Origin of the sequence: Ahrensia sp. R2A130 (genome assembly GCF_000179775.1) — a bacterium.
Lineage (GTDB): Bacteria > Pseudomonadota > Alphaproteobacteria > Rhizobiales > Rhizobiaceae > Pseudahrensia.
This window is the reverse complement of the sequence record NZ_AEEB01000003.1, coordinates 355,525-377,317: the sequence shown is the minus strand read 5'-3', so window position 1 is coordinate 377,317 and position 21,793 is coordinate 355,525. Positions and strand designations below refer to the sequence as shown.

Below are 21,793 nucleotides of genomic sequence, written 5' to 3'. Positions count from 1 at the left end.
TAACGAGGCTTCCCCTAGAGTGTTGCAAGGGGAATTGGCCGTTTTTCAAACACAAACGACTTCCAAAGCCGTTTGTGCGGCCATGCACCTGCATACAACCGCAAGAATCACGCTTCGGAAGCCCGAAATTGCGTGAAACAGGGAATTTTACAACACATGGACGCCAAGACCTTCGATAAAAGTAAAATGCCAAGCCGTCATGTGACGAAAGGGCCTCAGCGCGCGCCGCACCGGTCTTACCTCTATGCGATGGGGCTGACCGAGCAGCAGATCGACCAGCCGCTCGTCGGCGTTGCCACCTGCTGGAACGAAGCTGCCCCTTGCAACATCTCGCTCATGCGCCAGGCGCAGAGTGTAAAAAAAGGCGTTGCTGCAGCAAACGGCACCCCACGCGAATTTACTACCATCACCGTGACCGACGGTATCGCCATGGGCCACCAAGGTATGAAGGCGTCGCTGGTTTCTCGCGATGTCATCGCCGACACCGTGGAACTCACCATGCGCGGCCATTGCTACGACGCTCTGGTTGGCCTTGCCGGTTGCGACAAATCTCTTCCGGGCATGATGATGTCCATGGTGCGCCTCAACGTGCCGTCCGTCTTCCTTTATGGCGGGTCTATCCTGCCGGGGAATTTCCGTGGCCAGCCCGTCACCGTGCAAGACGTGTTCGAAGCCGTTGGCCAGCATTCCGTTGGCAACATGACCGACGAAGACCTTCATGAACTCGAGCAGGTCGCTTGCCCGTCTGCCGGTGCATGTGGCGCCCAGTTCACCGCCAACACCATGGCGACCGTTTCCGAAGCCATCGGCCTTGCGCTGCCATATTCTGCTGGCGCTCCGGCTCCTTACGAGATGCGTGACCGTTTCTGCACCGCCGCCGGCGAGAAGGTCATGGAGCTTTTGGCCCGCAACATCCGCCCACGTGACATCGTGACGAAGGAAGCGCTTGAAAATGCCGCAACCGTGGTTGCCGCATCTGGTGGTTCCACCAACGCGGCACTCCACCTGCCAGCCATCGCCAACGAAATCGGCATCGACTTCGATCTGTTCGACGTCGCCGAAATCTTCAAGCGTACCCCATACATCGCCGATCTGAAGCCGGGTGGAAAATACGTCGCCAAGGACATGTTCGAGGTCGGCGGCATTCCGCTGCTTATGAAAACGCTGCTCGACGGCGGATTCCTTCACGGCGAGTGCATGACCGTATCCGGCCGCACCATCGGTGAGAACATGGACTACGTGAAATGGAACGCGGACCAAGACGTCGTCTATCCCGTGTCCAACCCGATCACGCCCACCGGCGGTGTCGTCGGCCTGCGCGGCAACCTCGCACCTGAAGGCGCGATTGTGAAAGTGGCCGGTATGGCCAACCAGACCTTCACCGGTCCGGCCCGCTGTTTCGACTGCGAAGAAGATGCGTTTGAAGCCGTGTCTGCCGGCAATTTCAAAGAAGGCGAAGTGCTGGTCATCCGCTACGAAGGACCCAAAGGCGGCCCGGGCATGCGCGAGATGTTGTCGACAACTGCAGCTCTCTACGGCCAAGGCATGGGTGACAAAGTCGCTCTCATCACAGATGGCCGCTTCTCCGGCGCAACGCGCGGTTTCTGCATCGGCCATGTTGGTCCGGAAGCTGCCGTCGGCGGCCCGATCGGTTTGTTGAAAGATGGCGATATCATCGAACTCGACGCAGTCGAAGGCACGATGAACGTGCAGGTGAGCGACGAAGATATGGAAGCGCGCCGTGCCGAATGGCAGCCGCGCGAGACCGACTACACTTCCGGCGCAATTTGGAAATATGCTCAGACTGTTGGCACCGCCCTGTACGGTGCCGTCACCCATCCAGGCGGAAAGGCCGAAAAGAACTGCTATGGCGACGTTTAACGCTTTTTCTTCAATAGTTTTCTCAGCAGTGATCCTAGCGGTCACTGCCACGGCCTCACACGCCTTCGATCCATCGAAGACGTTCAAGGCCGGTGAGGAACCGCGCGAGATTTTGCGTTACGGCTTCAAGGCGCTGAAGGACAACCGCATCGAAGATGCGATGGGTGCCTTCCGCTTTGGGGCAGAACAGAACGACGTTATGGCCCAGTGGAAACTGGCCCGCATGATGCAAAACGGCGATCAAGGCGTCCGTAATCACGCTGATGCCGTGATGCTGTTCAGAAAAATTGCCAACCGCCACGGCGACCAGATGCCACCGGCGCGTGAGATGGTTTACGTTTCCGGAGCATTGGTCACTCTGGGCCTTTACGCGCTTCATGGCGTTGAAGGTTCCGGCATGAGTCGCAATCCGCGCACGGCTGAAAGCTATTTCTACCGCGCCGCCGCCCTCTATCATGACCCCGAAGCGCAGTATCAGCTGGGTTCTTTGTATCGCGGCGAGGTTTTGGGCGAAGCCAGCCCGCGAAGTGCTGCGCGTTGGTTGAGCCTGTCCGCACGCAAGGGTCATCCTTGGGCGCAGGCGGAACTGGGCCAAATGCTCATCGATGGTGAAGGCCTGCGCAGCAGCCCGGTTCGTGGCCTCGTTATGCTGGCCCGTTCCATTGATACGCTTGGCACCTTGGACCCTGTCGTGACCGCTATAAACAAGAACGCTTGGGCTGCAGCCAGTGAGTCGGATCGCAAGTCTGCCGACACCGTGCTGGCCGCTACGCGCCTTAACGGCCCATCGCCCTATGCCTCGCGCCGCCTTGTGCGCTCCATGGGTTTCCCAAGGGTTGCTGGCCAATAAAGGCTTGGCAGGCACCTAAGCCCAGCCAGATAGCGCCACCCCAAGTGCAGCGCAGATTGCCAACACCAGCAAAACGCTGCGGTGCAGTTTCAGCAGCAACACAGCCGCCACCGCCGCTATTGCGCCCACGCGCCAGTCGAATGTTTCGAGCGCAGGTCGCGGCACGCGCAACCAACCTTCAGCAGGGCTAACCGTGGCGAAGAAAACGTGGATCGCAAACCACATAGACAGACTGCCGATCACACCCACCACCGCTGCTGTGACGCCGGAAAGCGCAGCCCGCAGCCCGCTGCGCGATGACAGCCATTCCACATATGGCGCTCCGACGAATATCCATGCAAAGCAAGGAATGAAGGTCGCCCAAAGCGTGATTGCAGCGCCATAGAGCGCCCACGTGATATTTGAACCATCCGGTGCGGCACGTTCGGCGGCGAGGGTGCCGACGAATTCGGTGACCAGTATCAGCGGCCCCGGCGTGGTTTCCGCCAACCCCAATCCGTCCACCATCTCCGCCGTCGTCAGCCAGCCGAATGTCGTGACCGCCTCTTGCGTCATATAGGCCAGCACCGCGTAAGCGCCGCCAAAGGTGACGGTGGCGAGCAATGAGAAAAAGCGCGCCAGATCGCCGAACACTTGCGGCGCAAACAGCGAAACTGCGGCCACTGGAATGAGCCAGATCGACAGCCAGATCGCAGCCGTTCGTATCGTGTCGCTGGTGGCCACACGAATTTCGACAGATGGTTCCGCCGCATCGTTCCGCCCGTACCACCAGCCCGCAAGCGCGGCGGCCACAATGACAAGCGGGTAGGGCGCGCCAAACAGGAAAAGCGCGATAAATGCAGCAAGCGCCAACCATCGGTGAAAATTGCTCACCAATGCCCGTTTAGCGACCCTTAAAAGCGCCTCGATGACGATCACCAGAACGGCAGCCTTGATGCCGAGGAACAGCGCCGCCGTGAATGGCAGTTGGCCATAGGCTCCGTAAAGCAAGGCGAGCACTGCTATAAGGATTGCACCAGGCAAAACGAACAGCCCGCCAGCGAGCAACCCACCTTTCACGCCATTGGTTTTCCAGCCGCAATAGGTTGCCAACTGCATGGCTTCGGGTCCGGGCAACAACATGCAAAAAGAGAGGGCGGCCAGATAGCTTTTCTCCGACATCCACCCGCGCAGTTCCACCACCTCGCGGTGCATGAGTGCGATTTGGGCTGCGGGGCCACCAAAGGACAGAAATCCTATCTTCGCCCAGACCGGCAATTCCTCGCGTAGGGTAGGGACAGTCACGAGGTGTGGCCTTCGTCAAAACCATCACGGGCCCAACGGTAAAGCGCATCATAAAGCGGCATGGCGGCATCCAATTGTGCACCATCATCACGATACATCCGCGACAGCCCCACCGACATTGCCAACAACCCGGCGGCTTGTGGCGAGGTCTTGTGACTGTCCGTATCGGCAGCGCGTATGACAGTGGAAAGACGATCCAACGCCTCGGTGCGAAGGCCGAATGTATCGAGCATCGCATCGAAACTGCAGCGATCACCCTCATGGGCGAAGCCAAGACCCTCTACGTCAAACGGCGTTGCACCGAATTTCTCAGCAACCAATTCGACATCTGACGGCGGCACATAAAGGAACCGCGCATCACGATCTACGAAGCGGCGGATTAGCCAGGGGCAGGCGATGCGGTCGATTTTAGGGCGGTGTCTTGTCACCCATAAAGTGCCGTTGCCATCAGGAGATGACGGAATTACAGCGTTGGGAACCAACGACAGGGGTGCGTCACGCCATGCGAAATGACCGCCTTCCAGCACTTCACATTCAAGCCCTTCAGCACGAAGAAGCGCCGCGACGCCTTGCGAAATTTTGCGCCCCTTCTGGCAATAGACGACCGACCGGCGACCATTGAGAAAAGCAGCGAGCGATGCCGTATCGGTGTGGGCAAACCGAACAGCGGTCGGCACCACCTGCGGGTCTTCGGCAAAGTCATCATCGATACGGATATCCACGATAATCGGGCAATCCGGCAGGCCGATGAGGCGGGAAAGTTGGGTGGATGAAATTTCGGCAAAAGCGGTCATGGGGCATCCTTGGCTCGTTCGCACCATATGGACAGGTTTGGCGAACGGTTCACGCTATCAGCGCAAACGGGCGGGTTGGGATGCGGGCTTTCGACTTGCGTCTCACGGGGTGCCTGCCGACCCCATGACGATGTTGTGTCAGCAGCGGGCCCACAGATCAACTGGAGATTGACCGAGGCCCGCTGGATGCTTGTCTATTGTCCGAAGCGTCCCCTTAGGAGAAGCGCCCCGCCGCATGGGCCAGCATGGTGTAAACCTTGCCGGTGTCGGACGTGAGATAGGTCTGCGTCATGATGTTGTCGCGGTCGTTGCGGGCAACGTCTGCAATCAACCGCTCGAAATCATCGACATACCGGTCCACCGATGTGCGGAAACCTTCATCGCGCCCGTATTTGTCGCTGATTTCATCAAATGTGCGCTGGCCTTTCGATGTGTAGATCGAACGGTCGAACACGTTGCGGTCACCGCGCTGGTAGCGGTCCCAGATGGAAACTGCCGTGTCGTGCTCGATGGCCTGCGCGATGTCTTGCGACAAGCCAGAGAGTGAAACACCCTGCTTGACCTTAGGTGCTGCAGGCTCATCGTCCTGCGAGGCGCGGCGCAGCAGGTCCGACACCCATCCACCGCTGCTGTCTTCCACCTGTGGCGCTGGTGCGCGTTCAGGAATGGCGACATCGAAGTCCAGCGCACCGCGCAAACTTGGTGCTTCCGCAACCGGCTGTGGTGCAACCGATACAGGAGCAGGCTGCGGTGCACGCTGGCGCGGCATTGGTGCAGGCTCACGAACTTCAGCAACCGGTTCCGGCTGTGGGGCGGGTCTCGGTGATGGCGGCGCAACAGGTGTTGGCGCAATCGCTTGGGCAGCTACCGGGGCCGCAACAGGGGCAGGTGGTGCCACCGGCGCTGGTGCGGGTTGCGCCACACGCTGCGTTTCAACATTGGAAGGTGAAGCATCCTGAAGGCGCGCGTTGCGCCCAACGATGTCGTTGAGGTCTTTCAGCGCCTTGATCTGATCGGACACCACGCGGCGCATGGCCGTCGTGCTTTCCTTCGTTTCTTCCGGCAGGTCGATCACCGATTTCCTAAGATCATCACGAGTGCTGGCAAGGTCTGCGCGCAAGGCTTGCGCTGCTTCACGCATTTCCTGCGTGGCGGATGCGAACCGCTCCGTGGCATCGTTAGCTGCAAGGCCAACGTTCTCGGCCAAGCCGCGTGTCAGCTCGGTGGCACGGCCTTCGGCGTTCATAACAGCCTGCGCCATGATACCGTTGAAGCTGTCCATCAACTGACGCAGATCTTCCGATTTCGACACAAGGCCGCTGGTGAGCGTTTCGATAGCGTCGCGACGATCATCAAGGCTGACGGCGATATTGGACTGCGTCTGGTCGAGCAGGCGTGATACAGAATCGAGCGAGCGGCCCTGTTGCTCGAAGCGTTCTGCGATCTCTGAAATCTCCACCAGAACCGTCGATGAGATGTCCTTGAGACCGAGGTAATTCGTCTCGATAGTTTCTGTCGATTTACCCAGATCGGCGGAGGCTTGATCCACCGCGCGGCGGAAGCCCTGCGTGGTGCCGGACAGCATTTGCTGCGCGCCGGTCAGGCGTTCGTCTGCGCTGGTGATGACCTCTGACAGTTCACCGGTTGAGCCATCAAGGCGTGCCAGAAGCGCGCCAATGTCGTTGCGCAAGCGGTCGTTGGTGGACGACAACGCTTCCATGGTTTCGGTCGATTTCGCGGTGATTGTGTTCACCAGTGCAGCGTTTTCCGCCTGCACCCGTTCGCTCACTTCGCGCGTCACGTCGCCGATTTTCTGCGTCACTTGTTCGCCGGTGGCGATGAGCTGTCCGCTCTGGTTCTCAACGACTTCGCTCAATCCCTGTGAGGAGCGGGCGAGTTTGCCGATGAGGTCCGTTGTGCGGTCTTCCAGTGCCACGTAGCGGGCCGACAGGTCTTCTGCAGCGGCCTGCGCGGAACCTTCCATGCGCTCGTTGGAAGCAATGAGAGCGGTTTCCAATTTGGCGGCGGCAGCATCGGCTGCGGCTTTCAAAGCGTCAGATGTCACCACAAGGCGCTCCGACAGGCTGGTTGCGATGTCGTCTGTGCGGTTGGCCAGAATTTCGGCAACCTTCTGCCCTTCGCCCTGGAAGTTCTGCAGCATGGGCAGCGTGTCGCGGGTGAGAAGCTGCGAGAGCTCGCGGGAGCGGGCGGCCAGCGTTGTGTTGAGTTCTGCCGTGCGCTGGGCAAGCGACATGGACACTTGTTCGCTGCGGGCATCCAGCGCTGCATCTGCAGCAGCAACCTGCGCGATCATGGTGCCTTCAAGCGACTCCACCGCCGCGCGCAACTGGCGCTCGGCCCGTTCGGCTTCTGCGACAAGGGCTTCGGTGACGCCGTTCATGTTTACGTCGAGCGCACCGGCAAGGTCTGCCGCTTTCTGGGTGAGCGTATCGTTCACCCGCGTTGCAGCTTCCTCAAGCGACGCGCCAATGGCGTCGGTGCGGGTGCCAAGGGTGAGGGCCAACACTTCGGCCTGTTCCTCGAATGTATCCTTCAGGATTGTTGTGTGTTCGGTCAGAGCACGGCTGGCTGCATCTGCGCCGCCGGACAGGGTTTGATCTAGAGCCGCAGTGCGTTCGGCCAAGATACGTTCGGCGGCATCGGCACCACCGGAGATCGTCGCGCTGAGCTCTGCCGTGCGCTGGGCAAGCATCTGGTCTGCAACGCTGACATCTTCGACGAGAGTTTTTTGCAGCGCATCAACCTGGCCCTGCAAAAGCTCGTTAGCCTTCTCGGCACCGCCACTGATGGCGTTCTGTGCTTCCGCAACACGACGACCAAGCACCGTGTTGGCAAGACCAAGCTGCTCTTCTACGCCGCTGCGCAGTTCGTCCGTGCGTTCAGCCAGAATGCGGGCAGCCTCCGTGGACTGTGACCCAAGCACATCCTTGGCCTCTTCGATGCGCGACCCGATGGCGAATTCCGCTGTACCGATCTGCTCTTCGAAAGTGGCCTTGAGTGCCTGCGTGCGCTCTTCCAGAATGCGCGCTGCATTTGCAGCGCCACCGGTAAGCGTTTCGTCGATCTGGTCAATACGAGCGCCAAGCGCGATATCGACGCCTCCCAGCTGCTCGTCGAAGCTGTCTTTCAACGATCCGGCGCGCTGTTCCAGTATCCGGTCTGCGGCCGCTGTGCCTTCGGCCAGCGTCCTGTCGATTTCGCCCATACGTGCGGACACGCGGGCTTCGATATCTTCGATACGGGCGGCGAGGCGGGTGTCGATCTGCTCGGTTTGCGCGCTGGCGACGTTTGCAAGCTCTGCCGTGCGGTTCGCCAGTTTCTCCTCGACTTCGGACAGGCGGCTTGCTGCTGCCAAATCGAAGTCCATAGTGCGGCCTGCAATGGCATCGTCCAGTTCAGCGATGCGAGCGCGCGCGGCTTCTTCAAAACCAACTGCGTGTTGGCCGAGGCGTTCGGAGACGGAGGCCATTTCTGCCTGACTCATATCGGCAAACGATGCGACCTGACCGGCGATACCATCGCGGATTTCCGTCAAACGGGTGGCACTCATGGATGCGAAAGCATTGACCTTCTCATCAAGGCGGCGATCCACATCTTCAATACGTCCGGCAGTTTCATCTGCAAAGGACAACACGCGTTGCGCCAGTTTGGCGTCAATCGTGTCCACATGCTCGGAAACATTCTGATTGATCTGCTCTACACGGGCAGCAAGCGACATGGAGAGTTCCAGCGCCTTGGAGTCCAACTGCTCCTGCGTATCGGAAAGAGCTTGGCCGATTTCACCTGCCAGCTGTCTACGACCGTTATCGAACACCGCGGCAGCCTCGCTGGTGCGCTGCTCAAGTGCGTTGGAAAGTTCAACGCTGCGCTGGCCAAGGCTATCAACCAACGCTGTGCCTCGGGTGTTCAGGCGTTCATCAAGGGCAGCAAACTGGCTTTCGAGTTTTTCAGTAACATCGCCCGTCAGGAAGCTGACGCGGTCGGTCATGTCTTTGGTGCGAATTTCCATCTCGGCAACCGTTGCGGTGCCGCTGGACGTAATACTGTCCACAAGACCCGCAGCGCTGTCGCCGATACGCTGAACCAGTTCTTCGGACTTCGTTGTCAATAGTTCGTTCAAATTTTCGCTTACAAATCCAAGGCTTGCCTGAACATCTTCAACTGAATTAACAGTGCTTGTTCCCGCAGACATAAGCTTTGCGATCACGCTTTCGCTGGCGCTGGTCAAACGGCCCGACATTTCTTCGGCGCGGCCATCCAGTTCGGAAATCATGTTTTGCGACACGAAACCAAGGGACGCTTGCACGTTCTCCATCGTTTCGGTGGCGCGTGATGCGGACCCATCCAACTGGCGCACGATGCCGTGGCCGAGCTGTTCGATGTTGGTGCCGATTTCACTGCCAGCAGTGCCCAACTGTTCCAGCAGTGCGATGCCGGAATCGGACAGCGATACGCGCATGCTTTCGTTGGAAGCGGCCAAGGACGCGGCAAATTCCTGCTGGGTGGCCGATACTGTGTCGGCAATCTGGCGGGCCGAATTCGTCAAATCTTCCTGCAGCACTTCGCTTGCACCGGCTATGGAAGAGCGCACGCGCTCTGTATGGGAGACGATGGCTTCACGTTCGGACGCAAGCTCTTGGACAAGACCGCGCATGCGCAACTCGTTGTCGGAATAGGAGCCTTCCAGCGTTGCAACTTCACTGTGCACCAGCGTTTCAAGTTCACCAGCACGCTGCATGGCGCGCTCGATACCTTCGGTCAGCGATACAACTTCGCCGCGCACGGCTTGGCCGACGGTGCGGATTGCGTTGGCGGACTCTGTTTCCGGCTCGATCAAGCGATAGGCTGCTTCCGTCATGGAACGGGCTGCGAGTTTCAACTCGGCAGAGCGGCGCAGCATCAGGGCATAGGCCCAGATGAAGAGCAGCGGCACGAGAACGGCACCAGCGAGATAAACAAGCTCAGGCCGTGTCACGATGCTGGCCCATGAACGCGGGTCGAATATCTCTTCGCCCAACTGCTGAAAGCCTGCCCACAAAGAAGCGCCGATCCAGAGGATCGACAGCAGCGTGGCGAACCAGAACGGGCTGGATGAGGGTTTTTTGGCCAAGGCTGCACGCAGGCGGGCGGTTCCGGCGCGGGTGTCGTCGTTGGCGGGGCGGTTACGCGGAGAAACAACGCTGCGTTGCTGTTGCTGTGCAGGCTCCGGTTCGGATGTCTGCTGATAAGGATCCGCTTCGTCGTCTGCAGCAATCGCGTTGAAGTCGATTTTCAGCGCATCTTCCACTGCATCCAGCGCATCGCGCTCGGTCGCGTTTCCGGAAGGGGTGCCGGACTTCACAGATGGTTTCGCCGATTTTGCCATAACGCAGTCAACCTCACTCACCGGCGGTGCACCCGTTGTCGGACGCATCGCCTTAATACAAAAGCGCTGCGCATTCCCGCGCAGGCCAGTAGTTTCGGGGCGGATGATAGAGAAATGGCCGGTTTACAGGCGCATTTCGGTTGTTGGCAGCCGTCCCGCCGCACGCCTTTAATAGGGTGCACAACGCCCGAATGGTACAGGAATCATGGTTGCCCACCGGGCAATTCGTTAAGTTTGGTTAACGTTTGAGGCCGTTTTTGCGTTTTGGGCGCAACATATGTGTCACGCGGACGGTGTGAAAATTCACCATACCAAAAATTTCCCGCCGTGTTTAACGACCCGTCAATGTAACCGGCGTGAATTGAAACATAACCGGTGCGTGTTGTACCGGACCACGGTTTCAAGGATACCAAAAATGCCCCGCGCTGCTTTTTCATCTGCCCATGCCTATGTCGCTACCCGTGCCGAAGGTCCGGCAGTCGCTCATCGCGCAAATAAGGGCGGCGCAGAACAGCGTAGTGATGCGCCGGTGGATATGGTCCATCTGGCACGCCAATCATTGGGCAACCGCTCCTTGGAAGTCGAAATTCTTGCGCTGTTCCGCGCCCAGTCCGATCTTTATCTGGAGCGCATTCGGCATGCGGCCGACGATAAAGCGCGTTCGATGGCCGCCCACACCTTGCGTGGCTCCGCGTTGGGCATCGGTGCCTGGCAGTTGGCGGAAGAGGCCGCTGTCTTGGAAAAACACCCCGACCGCACCGCGCTGATCGATGGCTTTGCTGATACACTGGACCAGACCAACCGCTTCATCGGTGCGCTCATTGATATGTAGTCATATTGGCTGCGCGTCACTGTCAGCTTGACTTGACGCATCGGCGGGTTACACCGCCAATCAATACAAGTTGCAGCACTCGGAGCCGTTGTCATGGCCAAAGTCACCTATATTACCCACGACGGCACGAAGTTCGAAGTCGACGCTGAAAACGGCTCCACCGTCATGGAAAATGCCATCCGCAACGCAGTGCCCGGCATCGAAGCCGAGTGCGGCGGCGCATGCGCCTGCGCGACCTGCCACGTCTATGTCGATGAAGCATGGACCGAGAAGGCCGGTGCACCGGAAGCCATGGAAGAAGACATGTTGGACTTCGCCTACGATGTGCAGCCCAATTCCCGCCTATCGTGCCAGGTTAAAGTGCGTGACGAGTTGGACGGCCTGATCGTTCGGGTGCCTGAACGCCAAGCCTAAGCGTCTAAGCGAACGAATTTGCCACGTTGCCCCGCCTCGCGGGGAATTCCATTCCTTGTGGAGCACACCACTCATCCGCATATGAGCGGAAACGGACGAGTGCGTCCGATAAACTGATTTCTGGAAGCTGATTCATGTCCGATACCATCGCAGAAACTGACGTCGTCATCGTAGGCGCTGGGCCGGTTGGCTTGTTCGCTGTTTTCGAACTCGGCCTGTTGGACCTGAAATGCCACCTGATCGATATTCTGGATCGCCCGGGCGGCCAGTGCGCTGAGCTTTATCCCGAAAAACCGATCTACGACATTCCGGCATGGCCGGAGATTTCAGGCCAAGGTCTTACCGACCGTTTGATGGAGCAGATCCAGCCATTCGGCCCTGAGTTCCACTTCAACCGCATGGTTGCAGGTCTCGAAAAGCAGGATGATGGCTCGTTCATCGTCACAACCGACGAAGATGAGAAGATCGCCTGCAAGGTCGTTGTGATCGCTGCCGGTGGCGGCTCATTCCAGCCCAAGCGTCCGCCTGTGCCGGGTATCGAAGAATATGAAGACACATCGGTCTTTTATTCCGTGCGCCGCATGGAAGAGTTCCGCGATGAAGACATTCTCATCGTGGGTGGTGGAGACTCGGCACTCGACTGGACGCTGAACCTGCACCCAATCGCAAAATCGGTCACTTTGCTGCACCGCCGCGATGCTTTCCGTGCAGCGCCCGATAGCGTGAACAAAATGCGCGCCAAGGTAGAGGCCGGTGAAATGGCGATGCACCTCGGTCAGGTCACCGGTCTGAACGGTGAAAACGGTCAGGTCACTTCGGCTACGGTCAAAACCTCCGAAGGCGATATGATCGACGTGCCGTGCACCCGCGTGCTGCCGTTTTTCGGCCTCACCATGAAGCTCGGTCCGATTGCAGATTGGGGCTTGAACCTCGACCAGAACCTCATTCCCGTGGACACCGAAAAATTCGCCACGAGCGAAGAGGGCATTTTTGCGATCGGCGACATCAACACCTATCCCGGCAAGTTGAAGCTCATCCTGTCCGGTTTCCATGAAGCCGCGCTAATGGCCCACGCCGCCAAAAAACACATCGCGCCCGACGAGCGTATCGTGTTCCAGTACACAACGTCGTCGACCAGCCTGCAAAAGAAGCTGGGCGTATAAAATCACGCGAGCGACACGCGATTACCGCTGTGTCGCTCGATGGTTCCTGCAAGGTCCATCTCAAGCAGCAACATCTGCACCGCACCAGCGGGCAGGTCCGTATGGCGGATGAGATCGTCTATATCGACAGGCGCGTGGGATAAGGAGCGTTGCAATTTCTCTCTGTCACTTTGATTTAGATTGTCTTCGTAACCATCTGTTTCATAGTCACTATCGTTCAGAGAATAAGACAGCTGACCTTGCGCATCGGTCAGTGGCTGCAATGCCGCAACCACATCCGCACCATTGCGCGCCAGCTCAGCGCCTTGACGGATAAGGTGGTTCGTACCCTCACTGCGCGGGTCCAACGGTGAGCCGGGAACGGCGAAAACCTGTCGCCCCATTTCATTCGCCAACCGTGCGGAGATAAGCGAACCGGAACGCTTCGCCGCTTCCACCACAACCAGCCCCATCGCCATACCGGCCACGATGCGGTTGCGGCGGGGAAAGTCCTGCGCGCGGGGTTTGAAGCCCAACGGCATTTCGGAAATCGCCGCACCACCAGTAGCAAGAATGGCGTCCAGCAACGGCCCGTTTTCAGGCGGATAAAGGTGGTCAACGCCGCCTGCGAACACAGCCACCGTGCCCGTCTCAATACTTGCTTTGTGAGCGGCAGAATCAACGCCACGGGCCAAACCGGAAACGATGAGGTAGTCCGACGAACCGATATCTCGTGCGAATTGGGCGGTGAGTTTCAGCCCCGCCACCGAGGCATTGCGCGACCCAACGATGGCCACAGCATCGCGGCCCAACGCAGTTCTGTCACCTCGTATTGCCAACACCGGCGGTGGCCTGTCGCCAAAGCGCAGGGCAGGCGGGTAATCTGGCTCACCAAGGCACACGAAATCTCCGCCACCTCTTGTGAGCGCATCCATCTCGCGCTTTGCGATATCGGCATCAGCAACTTTGATCGCTTTCGCGCCAGCCTTTGCTGCCAAATCGGGCAGGGCGTTCAACGCCTCACTCGCCGTCCCGAAACGGCGGATCAGATCAATGAACGTTGCAGGCCCGACGCGCGGGGTGCGAATGAGGCGCAGCCATGCCAGCTTTTGCTCGTCTGCAAGCCGGATCCCAGCGGTAGGCGCAAGCGCATCGCTCATGCCGGTTCGTCGGTTTTCTTGGCGCCGATCTTAGGCTCGCGATGGTTCGTCAGCCGGTCGATGTTCGCCCGATGCCGCCAGAAAATCAGCGCAGACATGACGAGAAATAGCCCTGTCACCGCAGGGGCGATTGCGGGGGAACTCCATAGCGCAATCGGCACGGCAACTGCGGCCAATAGAGCGGCCAGCGAGGAGTATTTACTCGCATAGGCAGTCGCCAGCCAAACCACAGCGAAGACCACCACGCCCCACCACGAAAAGCCTGCCAAAACGCCCAGATAAGTGGCGACACCTTTACCGCCTTTGCCTTTTAGCCACACGGGGTAGAGGTGACCGAGGAACGCCCCCAGACCTGCTAAAACCGCAAGCGTCGGTTCTCCGCCGCCGAGCGACAGGAACGTCATGACGGGCACAAACCCCTTCATAACGTCGAACAGCAGCGTGGTAAGCGCCAAGCCCTTGCGGCCCGTCCGCAGCACATTGGTTGCGCCGATATTGCCGGAACCGATGGAGCGAACATCGCCCGCGCCGCCGATCTTCGCCACCAGCAGACCGAAGGGAATGGAACCTGAGAGGTAGCCCATCAGGAACGCAAAAATGAAGATGGTCAGAGACATCAGCGGCCAGTTCTTTCGTTGATAACGAAGTTAGTCCTCTTGAGAAAAGACCGTGCGGCCAGCGACAACCGTTTTCAAGACCCGTCCTTGCAACAACGCATCTTGGAACGGCGTGTTGCGCGAGCGAGAGCGCAATTTGGTGTCGTCCAGCTTCCAAGGCGCATCGGGGTCGAAGATCACGAAATCTGCACGCGCACCTTTCGTGATACGTCCACACTTTCGGCCAAGGCGACGAGCAGGTGCGAGGCTGAGGCATTTGAGAACGCGCATCAGCGGAATGTCGTCGCTGTGGTGCAGGCGCAGTGCTGCAGCCAATAAGCTTTCAAGGCCCACGGCACCGTCGGCAGCTTCTGAAAACGGCAGGCGTTTTGTATCGACATCCTGCGGATCATGGTTCGACACGATCATGTCCAGAGCCCCGGAGCGGATACCCTCCACCATGGCAAGACGATCGTCGACCGAACGCAACGGTGGCGAGACTTTGAAGAAGGTGCGGTAGGGACCGATATCGAGTTCAGACAAGCAAAGATTGGCGACAGCCACACCGCCCGTTACGTCTCGTCCTGCATCTTTCGCGCGGGCCAGCACTTCCACCGATTCTGCCGTAGACAGGCAAGAGGCGTGATATTTCGCCCCCGTCATTGCCACCAACCGCATGTCGCGTTCCAGCGGGATGATCTCGGCCTCGCGTGGAATGCCCGACAGCCCCATGCGGGTGGCGTTGATGCCTGCGTTCATGACGCCGCTGCCCAGATGTGGATCGCGGTGGCTGGCCATCACAAGCGCGCCGATGTCAGCGGAATATGTTAGAGCGCGGCGCATCATCTGCGAGTTGGCGATGGTCTTTCGGCCATCGGTGAAGGCAACAGCACCGGCGTCTTTCAGCAAGCCCATCTCGGTCATCATCTCGCCGTTTTGCCCTTTGGAAAGCGCAGCAGCGGGCAGAATGCGGACGGGGGATTTTGCGCTGGCCGTGGCGCGAACAAAGTCCACTAGCGATACATCGTCTATCACCGGGTCGGTGTCCGGCATCATCACCATGGTCGTCACGCCACCGGCGGCTGCGGCACGGCCAGCGGTCTTGATGGTTTCGCGATGTTCGCCGCCGGGTTCCCCGATGAACACGCGGGCGTCGACCAGGCCGGGTGCGAGAACGGCGCCCTGACAATCGACGATCCCTTTGCCGTCAGCGAATTCGTCGCGCGACAAGCCTTTGCCGATAGCGGTAATCTTGCCTTTTTCGGCCAGCACATCGCCATGGATATCCAGACCCGTTTCCGGGTCCATGATGCGTGCGTTGATGAACAGGCGGCGGCGGGGTGGAGACTGTTTCATTGTGCGTCTCCTTCACGGGCTTGCGCCAACATTTCCATCACCGCCATTCGAACGGCCACACCCATTTCCACCTGTTCGACAATCACGCTTTGCACGCCGTCGGCGATGGTGGATGCGATTTCCACACCACGGTTCATCGGACCGGGGTGCATGACGATGGCGTTCTTCTTCGCCAGTTTCACGCGCTTCTCGGTAAGACCGAAATAGCGGTAGAATTCGCGGGCGGACGGGATGAAGGCACCGGCCATACGTTCGGTCTGCAATCGCAGCATCATCACCACATCGCAGCCAGGCAGGCCGTCTTCCATAGATCGGAAGACCGTTACGCCAAGGTCCGCAATCGAACTGGGGCAAAGCGTCGAAGGCCCGATGACCCGCACCTGAGCGCCCAGCGCGTTGAGTAGGTGGATGTTGGATCGCGCCACCCGCGAATGGGCGATGTCGCCGCAAATCGCCACGACAAGCCCTTCGATAGAGCCTTTGTGGCGGCGGATCGTCAGCGCATCCAGCAGCGCCTGTGTCGGGTGTTCGTGTGCGCCATCGCCCGCGTTGATGACCGCACAGCCGACCTTTTGCGCCAGCAAGGCCGCTGCACCGGCTGCGCTGTGGCGCATGACCAGCAGATCGGGGTTCATGGCGTTCAGGGTGGCGGCTGTGTCGAGCAGCGTTTCGCCTTTTTTTACAGACGACGTCGCCACCGCCATGTTGATCACATCCATGCCCAACCGCTTGCCCGCAATCTCGAAGGACGAGCTGGTGCGGGTAGAGTTTTCGTAGAACAGGTTGATCAGCGTGCGGCCCGCCAGCGTAGCGCGGCTTTTATCGGTGCGCTTGGAAACGTCCACCATCTCATCAGCGCGGTCCAGCAGCGCCACAAGATCCGCAGGCGATACGCCTTCGATGCCTAAAAGATGCCTCAGGCCGAAGCCGGGCAGGCGAAATGCCGGCGCGTCCAATTCTGAGCGCGGCTGCTGTGAAGAATGATTTGTCATTAAAGGTGGGTGATAGGCGCGAGGGTTCGCCCACGCAACCGGTATGGTGTTGTTTCCCACACTGCCGTTAACGCCGCGCCGTGTTATGAGAGCTGCACATGGTGAATCGGCAAAGTGGACGCAACCTTGGCAAACGATACGACACGGGCAGCCAATGCCTTTTCACGAAACACGGTACTGAATGGCGCGGCCAACGGCCTGCCGGACCCTGTGCTGGAAGATCTTGCAGAGCTAGCGATCTATACAGAAGCGCGACAGGCGAAGGAATTGGCGAGGCTGACCACGTTGTTTCAGCCCCGTTTGGACGGCGATGCTGCTGCCTTTGATTTCCATCCCGCCTTCCACGCGCTTGCTCGCCGTGGGGTCACCGCTGGTCTCGCTGGTTCTGTTTGGAGTAACGAGGAAGTCGAGGCGGGCGCGCGGCATCTCACCCGCGCTTTGCGTCTGGCAACTGCCGCCACGCTGGAACCGACACATCTGACATTGCTGTCGCACACCCATGCCAGCATGGCGGCGTTGATGAACGACAGCGAAAGCCTTGGCCGCTGGGCGTCCGGCCTCATGTCGCGCCAATACGATACCGGAGCCAGACTATCGGCTGAAAAACAGGGGCTCACCGTAGCGCTCGCCGTGGACGCGGTGATGACGGCTGAAAAAGGCGAGGGTGGCTGGACCATCACCGGTCGTGGGCTTCCGCTACCAGCGCCCGCCGCTGATCTCATTCTCGTGCGGGGCCAAACCACCGCAAACGGACCGCCACAAGCAGAAACCTGTTTCGTTATCGACCGTTACGCTGCCGCATCATCCGGCTTACGGCTTTCGATTTCAGATGGCGCAGCGCACTGCGACTTTGCCAATGTTCCAGCCCAACCAATCGGTCGTCCTGGTGACGGTGCAGATGTGATGGCTGAACTCACAACGCTCCTACGCCTTGATCGCGCCGTCATAGAAGCAGGAACAATGAAAGCAGCGATCTCCCGCGCAGCAGAAACCGCTCATAATGACGCGCAGTTGCGGGCGCTGGCAGATGCCGCGCTCGATGTGGCCGCAGCCCATGCGCTTGCCTTGCGGTTAGCCGCCAGTTTCGACCGTGCGGCCGATGACCCCGTAGAAGCCGGATACGCCCGCCTGATGGCCCCCGTTGCAGCCTTCTGGAGCGGTCGCTTGTTGGCGCCAGTCCTCGCTGAATGTGGCCTAACCACAGAACCGGCCCGCTCGCCCGCAGCGCTTTGCGATGATGTCGCACAGATCGCCCGTCGCGGCCCGCGCACCGTGGACCGTGTCGTGGATCGTGTGGCGCAAGACCTTGGCGAAAGCGGTGAGGGCACGGCCAATGTGTTGCGCTCGTCACGCGAAATGGCGGTGGCCGACCCGGGTTCGATCCGCATGTTCATGGAACAGCTGGCCTTTGCAGCAGCAGCTGCAGAGTTGCAGCGTATCGCGCCGGGCATATTGGCAGAAGCCTTTACTGAGACCCGTTTGGGCCGCCCGTGGCGCAGCAGCTACGGTATGTTGGATGCCCGCCACGATGCTGGTGATATTCTGGAAGCGCTAGGTTGCGCGTCTATCCACAGGGCGTAACCGCCGGAATACGGGGATGTTAACCTTCTCTTAAGTATGAATTTGCGCGAGCAGGGCCAGCCAAGCATTCTAGCTGCAACTGGAATCTGCACGCGGCGGCGTATTTTGTGTTTCGAACTCTATTGATCCTTTGGCTGGCACCTATTGTTTTGCTCGGCATCTGGGGCGGCCTTGCCGCCAACGATATGCATTTCGGCTATCAGTTCTTCAGCCGCGCATTTTTCGATCACATCATGCAGATTTACGGCAATCTGTTGGGCATCGACCCGCAGATCATACCCGGCATGGTGGTGAAAGCGGTTATTTTCGACAGCGCTGTCATTATTCCACTGCTCATCGCGTTTCGTATGCGCGCCCGCTGGTGGCCTCAGGCCAAGGCAAAGATCGGCAGCTTTATCGCGGCGGCAAAGCCCGCATCGCGTCGCAGCATCCCTGCAGAATAAGGCTGGCCGCCAAGGCATCCAGCTTGCCGTCAGCTTTCATCTGCGCGGCCTTCTTGGCGCTGACACCCTCCAGCGCCTCGCTGGTGGACAGGCTTTCGTCCCAAAGCTGAATGGGTAACTCCGTCAGCCGTGACAGATTACGGGCGAAAGCGCGCGAAGATTGCGCGCGCGGCCCCTCCGACCCGTCCATGTTCAACGGCAACCCAATCACGATGCCGGACACCCGTTCTGCCGTGGCGAATTCCAGCATGGCCTGAACGTCTGGCGTGAATTTCGTGCGTTTGATGGTTCGCACCGGAGAAGAAATGGCCCAATTCTCATCGCTGATCGCCAGCCCGATAGTTTTGGTACCAAGATCGATACCCAAAAGCCGTCCGCTGCCTTGCAAGGCATCGGCAAATTGGGCCAACTCTGCGGGATTCGTAGCGTCCATGGCTGCGCTTATAGACAAGGCAGCTTGATATGAAACTCACCTTCCTCGGCCATTCCGCCTTCCGCATCGACGCGGGCGCAGCTCACATCCTCATCGACCCGTTCTTTTCCGGCAATCCAAGCTTCGATGAAGCGGGCAGGGCAGAGGCTATTGAGGGCATCACCCACATCGCGCTCACCCACGGCCATGGCGACCACGTGGGCGATACGGTGGCGATTGCAGCAGAAACCGGCGCGACGGTGATCGGTAATTTCGACCTCACCAGCTGGCTTGCTGCAAAAGGCGTGGCCAACACCGATGGCGGCAACACCGGCGGCACGCTGCACCACGAAGGTTTTTCGGTCACCTTCACCCAGGCATTCCATTCCTCCACCCATGTGGATGAGAACGGCGTGTCCCACGATCTCGGCAGCGCCAACGGCTTGGTCTTTCATTTCGCCGATGGCCCCAGCGTGTATCACATGGGCGACACCGATATTTTCGGCGACATGGCGCTTATTCAGGAACTCCACCAGCCGCAGATTGGTCTCGTCCCCATCGGCGACCGCTTCACCATGGGCGGCGCAGTCGCAGCGCTAGCCTGCCAGCGCTACTTCAAATTCGAGACCATCGTGCCCTGCCACTACGGCTCATTCCCCATCATCGACCAGTCGGCAGACAGCTTCGTGGCCGCAATGAACAGCAGCGACACGGTGAAGGTGGTGGAACCGGGCGGTTCGCTAGAGTTGTAGAAGAAGGCAGGGGCTTTATTCCCCGCCGTCCCGTCGCTAGAAGCGGGGCAGAAACTTCCGCCCATTCCAGCTTCATCGAAAGCCCCGCCCATGTCCGTCGATCTTGCCACCGTAAAGCGCGTTGCTGCGCTGTCCCGCATCCGTGTTTCTGATGAGCGCGCCGAAGAGCTGGTGCCGGAGCTGAACACCATCCTCGGCTTCGTGGAGCAGCTGCAGGAAGTCGATGTCGAGGGCGTCGAACCCATGACCTCCGTGGTCGACATGGACATGCGAAAACGCGCCGATGTGGTGACCGATGGCGAGATGGCCGAGGCCGTCACCGCCAACGCGCCGGGAAGCGATGACAACTTCTTCGCGGTTCCTAAAGTCGTCGAATAGACAATTGCTTACAGCCGCCATTCCAAGCATCACATTAAGCCGGACCGCCCGCCCATGACCGATCTCACCGCCCTCACCATCGCAGACCTGCGCGATGGCTATGCCGCCAAATCCTTCTCCGCCCGTGAGGTGACGGACGCTTACCTCGGCGCGATCGAGGCCAAGAACGAGCGCCTTAACGCATACATCGTCACCACGGCGGAGCAGGCCCGCGAGATGGCGGGTGCTTCCGACAAGGCGATTGCCGCTGGCACCGCGCGCCCGTTGGAAGGTGTGCCGCTGGGCATCAAGGATCTCTACGCCACCAAGGGCGTCCACACCCAAGCGTGTTCCCACATTCTCGATGGCTTCAAGCCGCCCTACGAATCCACCGTCACGCAGAACCTGTGGGATGATGGCGCGGTGATGCTGGGCAAGCTGAACATGGACGAGTTCGCCATGGGGTCGTCCAACGAGACGTCCTATTACGGCGCGGTAGTGAACCCTGTAAGCGAAACCGAAGACCTCGTCCCCGGCGGCTCGTCGGGTGGCAGCGCAGCAGCGGTTGCGGCGAACATGTGCGCGGCGGCTACCGCGTCGGACACCGGCGGCTCGATCCGCCAGCCAGCGGCACTCACCGGCACCGTGGGCATCAAGCCCACCTATGGTCGCTGTTCGCGCTGGGGCATGGTGGCGTTCGCCTCGTCGCTCGATCAGGCTGGCCCCATCACCCGCACCGTGCGCGATGCCGCGATCATGCTGCGGAGCATGGCGAGCAGCGACGCTAAGGACACCACCTGCGTCGACATGCCGGTGCCGGACTACGAGGCCGCCGTGGGCAAGTCCATCAAGGGCATGAAGATCGGCATTCCGCGCGAATACCGAATGGACGGCATGTCCGATGAGATCGATGCGCTTTGGAAAGAGGGCGCCGAGCGGCTCCGTGATGCGGGCGCGGAGATCGTCGATATCTCGCTGCCCCACACCAAATACGCGCTGCCCGCCTATTACATCGTGGCCCCTGCGGAAGCCTCGTCGAACCTCGCCCGCTATGATGGTGTGCGCTACGGGCTGCGGGTGGATGGCGAGAACATCACCGATATGTACGAGCGCACCCGCGCCGCAGGCTTCGGCGACGAGGTGCAGCGCCGCATCATGATCGGCACCTATGTGCTGTCGGCCGGCTTCTACGACGCCTACTACACCCGCGCCCAAAAGGTTCGCACGCTCATCAAGCAGGATTTCGAACGCGCCTACGCGGATGGCATCGACTGCATCCTCACCCCCGCCACCCCCAGCGCCGCATTCCCCATCGGCGACGTGAGCAAACAGGAAGACCCCGTCGCGATGTATTTGAATGACGTGTTCACGGTAACGGTGAACATGGCGGGACTGCCGGGCATCGCCGTGCCAGCAGGCGTGGACGCGAAGGGATTGCCGCTAGGGTTGCAACTGATTGGGAAGCCATTCGGGGAAGAGGATTTGTTCCGGGTGGGGGCAGTTTTGTGAAGCTTGGACGCCAACGCTTTGGTCAATGAGAGGCAAGTTCAAAGCAACAAAA

General features: G+C 59.6%; 18 protein-coding genes. 10 read left to right on the top strand and 8 right to left on the bottom strand.

Annotation, left to right across the window (positions count from 1 at the left end; all coding sequences use genetic code 11):
• Nucleotides 1-156 precede the first annotated feature (156 nt).
• Both ilvD and R2A130_RS02545 read left to right on the top strand, forming a co-directional pair.
• Nucleotides 157-1,881, top strand: coding sequence for a dihydroxy-acid dehydratase (ilvD, locus tag R2A130_RS02550; protein ID WP_009463391.1), 1,725 nt, complete (start codon nt 157-159; stop codon nt 1,879-1,881).
• Nucleotides 1,868-2,731 carry a tetratricopeptide repeat protein gene (locus R2A130_RS02545; RefSeq protein ID WP_009463390.1) on the top strand — a complete coding sequence of 288 codons (864 nt, stop codon included), beginning with the start codon at nt 1,868-1,870 and terminating at the stop codon, nt 2,729-2,731. Before ilvD ends, R2A130_RS02545 begins: the two co-directional genes overlap by 14 nt.
• Before the next feature lie 15 nt (nt 2,732-2,746).
• On the opposite strand, the gene chrA is transcribed toward R2A130_RS02545, so the two are convergent.
• The 3 genes from chrA to R2A130_RS19080 all read right to left on the bottom strand — a co-directional run bounded on the left by chrA (nt 2,747) and on the right by R2A130_RS19080 (nt 10,216).
• Complete coding sequence (gene chrA, locus R2A130_RS02540) at nt 2,747-4,015, bottom strand: chromate efflux transporter (RefSeq protein ID WP_009463389.1); 1,269 nt, start codon at nt 4,013-4,015, stop codon at nt 2,747-2,749.
• Nucleotides 4,012-4,809 carry a sulfurtransferase/chromate resistance protein gene (locus R2A130_RS02535; protein ID WP_009463388.1) on the bottom strand — a complete coding sequence of 266 codons (798 nt, stop codon included), beginning with the start codon at nt 4,807-4,809 and terminating at the stop codon, nt 4,012-4,014. The genes chrA and R2A130_RS02535 overlap by 4 nt, the downstream gene beginning before the upstream one ends.
• Before the next feature lie 214 nt (nt 4,810-5,023).
• A complete protein-coding gene (locus R2A130_RS19080) occupies nt 5,024-10,216 on the bottom strand; it encodes a hypothetical protein (RefSeq protein ID WP_198008602.1) in 5,193 nt (1,730 codons plus the stop codon).
• Nucleotides 10,217-10,610: 394 nt separating this feature from the next.
• Between R2A130_RS19080 and R2A130_RS02525 the strand changes: the two genes are divergently transcribed.
• From R2A130_RS02525 to R2A130_RS02515, 3 genes are all read left to right on the top strand, one after another.
• Nucleotides 10,611-11,027: an Hpt domain-containing protein gene (locus tag R2A130_RS02525; protein ID WP_009463385.1), complete on the top strand. Its 417-nt coding sequence runs from the start codon at nt 10,611-10,613 to the stop codon at nt 11,025-11,027.
• 93 nt (nt 11,028-11,120) lie between these two features.
• On the top strand, nt 11,121-11,441 hold the full coding sequence (locus R2A130_RS02520) for a 2Fe-2S iron-sulfur cluster-binding protein (RefSeq protein WP_009463384.1): 321 nt from the start codon (nt 11,121-11,123) through the stop codon (nt 11,439-11,441).
• Nucleotides 11,442-11,575: 134 nt separating this feature from the next.
• Nucleotides 11,576-12,604 carry an NAD(P)/FAD-dependent oxidoreductase gene (locus tag R2A130_RS02515; protein ID WP_009463383.1) on the top strand — a complete coding sequence of 343 codons (1,029 nt, stop codon included), beginning with the start codon at nt 11,576-11,578 and terminating at the stop codon, nt 12,602-12,604.
• A gap of 2 nt (nt 12,605-12,606) precedes the next feature.
• Here R2A130_RS02515 and dprA read toward each other — a convergent pair whose 3' ends face one another.
• From dprA to R2A130_RS02495, 4 genes are read right to left on the bottom strand one after another with little or no spacing between them, the layout of a single operon-like run.
• Nucleotides 12,607-13,743, bottom strand: coding sequence for a DNA-processing protein DprA (gene dprA, locus R2A130_RS02510; RefSeq protein ID WP_009463382.1), 1,137 nt, complete (start codon nt 13,741-13,743; stop codon nt 12,607-12,609).
• Nucleotides 13,740-14,360: a glycerol-3-phosphate 1-O-acyltransferase PlsY gene (gene plsY / locus R2A130_RS02505; protein WP_009463381.1), complete on the bottom strand. Its 621-nt coding sequence runs from the start codon at nt 14,358-14,360 to the stop codon at nt 13,740-13,742. The genes dprA and plsY overlap by 4 nt, the downstream gene beginning before the upstream one ends.
• 30 nt (nt 14,361-14,390) lie before the next feature.
• The gene (gene pyrC, locus R2A130_RS02500) at nt 14,391-15,695 is read right to left on the bottom strand and encodes a dihydroorotase (RefSeq protein ID WP_009463380.1); all 1,305 of its coding nucleotides are present in this window, start codon (nt 15,693-15,695) and stop codon (nt 14,391-14,393) included.
• Nucleotides 15,692-16,687: an aspartate carbamoyltransferase catalytic subunit gene (locus tag R2A130_RS02495; RefSeq protein WP_009463379.1), complete on the bottom strand. Its 996-nt coding sequence runs from the start codon at nt 16,685-16,687 to the stop codon at nt 15,692-15,694. Before R2A130_RS02495 ends, pyrC begins: the two co-directional genes overlap by 4 nt.
• Before the next feature lie 126 nt (nt 16,688-16,813).
• Between R2A130_RS02495 and R2A130_RS02490 the strand changes: the two genes are divergently transcribed.
• Entirely contained in the window at nt 16,814-18,268 is a 1,455-nt protein-coding gene (locus R2A130_RS02490) for an acyl-CoA dehydrogenase (protein ID WP_009463378.1), read from the top strand.
• A 107-nt stretch (nt 18,269-18,375) separates the two neighbouring features.
• Nucleotides 18,376-18,711 (top strand): DUF6105 family protein, encoded by a 336-nt coding sequence (locus R2A130_RS02485; RefSeq protein WP_009463377.1) that lies wholly within the window; start codon nt 18,376-18,378, stop codon nt 18,709-18,711.
• Here R2A130_RS02485 and ruvX read toward each other — a convergent pair.
• The gene (gene ruvX / locus R2A130_RS02480) at nt 18,662-19,144 is read right to left on the bottom strand and encodes a Holliday junction resolvase RuvX (RefSeq protein ID WP_009463376.1); all 483 of its coding nucleotides are present in this window, start codon (nt 19,142-19,144) and stop codon (nt 18,662-18,664) included. The genes R2A130_RS02485 and ruvX overlap by 50 nt on opposite strands.
• A gap of 29 nt (nt 19,145-19,173) precedes the next feature.
• Between ruvX and R2A130_RS02475 the strand changes: the two genes are divergently transcribed.
• From R2A130_RS02475 to gatA, 3 genes are all read left to right on the top strand, one after another.
• Nucleotides 19,174-19,875: a metal-dependent hydrolase gene (locus R2A130_RS02475; RefSeq protein WP_009463375.1), complete on the top strand. Its 702-nt coding sequence runs from the start codon at nt 19,174-19,176 to the stop codon at nt 19,873-19,875.
• 90 nt (nt 19,876-19,965) lie between these two features.
• On the top strand, nt 19,966-20,253 hold the full coding sequence (gene gatC, locus R2A130_RS02470; RefSeq protein WP_009463374.1) for an Asp-tRNA(Asn)/Glu-tRNA(Gln) amidotransferase subunit GatC: 288 nt from the start codon (nt 19,966-19,968) through the stop codon (nt 20,251-20,253).
• A gap of 54 nt (nt 20,254-20,307) precedes the next feature.
• Complete coding sequence (gene gatA / locus R2A130_RS02465) at nt 20,308-21,741, top strand: Asp-tRNA(Asn)/Glu-tRNA(Gln) amidotransferase subunit GatA (protein ID WP_009463373.1); 1,434 nt, start codon at nt 20,308-20,310, stop codon at nt 21,739-21,741.
• Nucleotides 21,742-21,793: the final 52 nt, after the last annotated feature.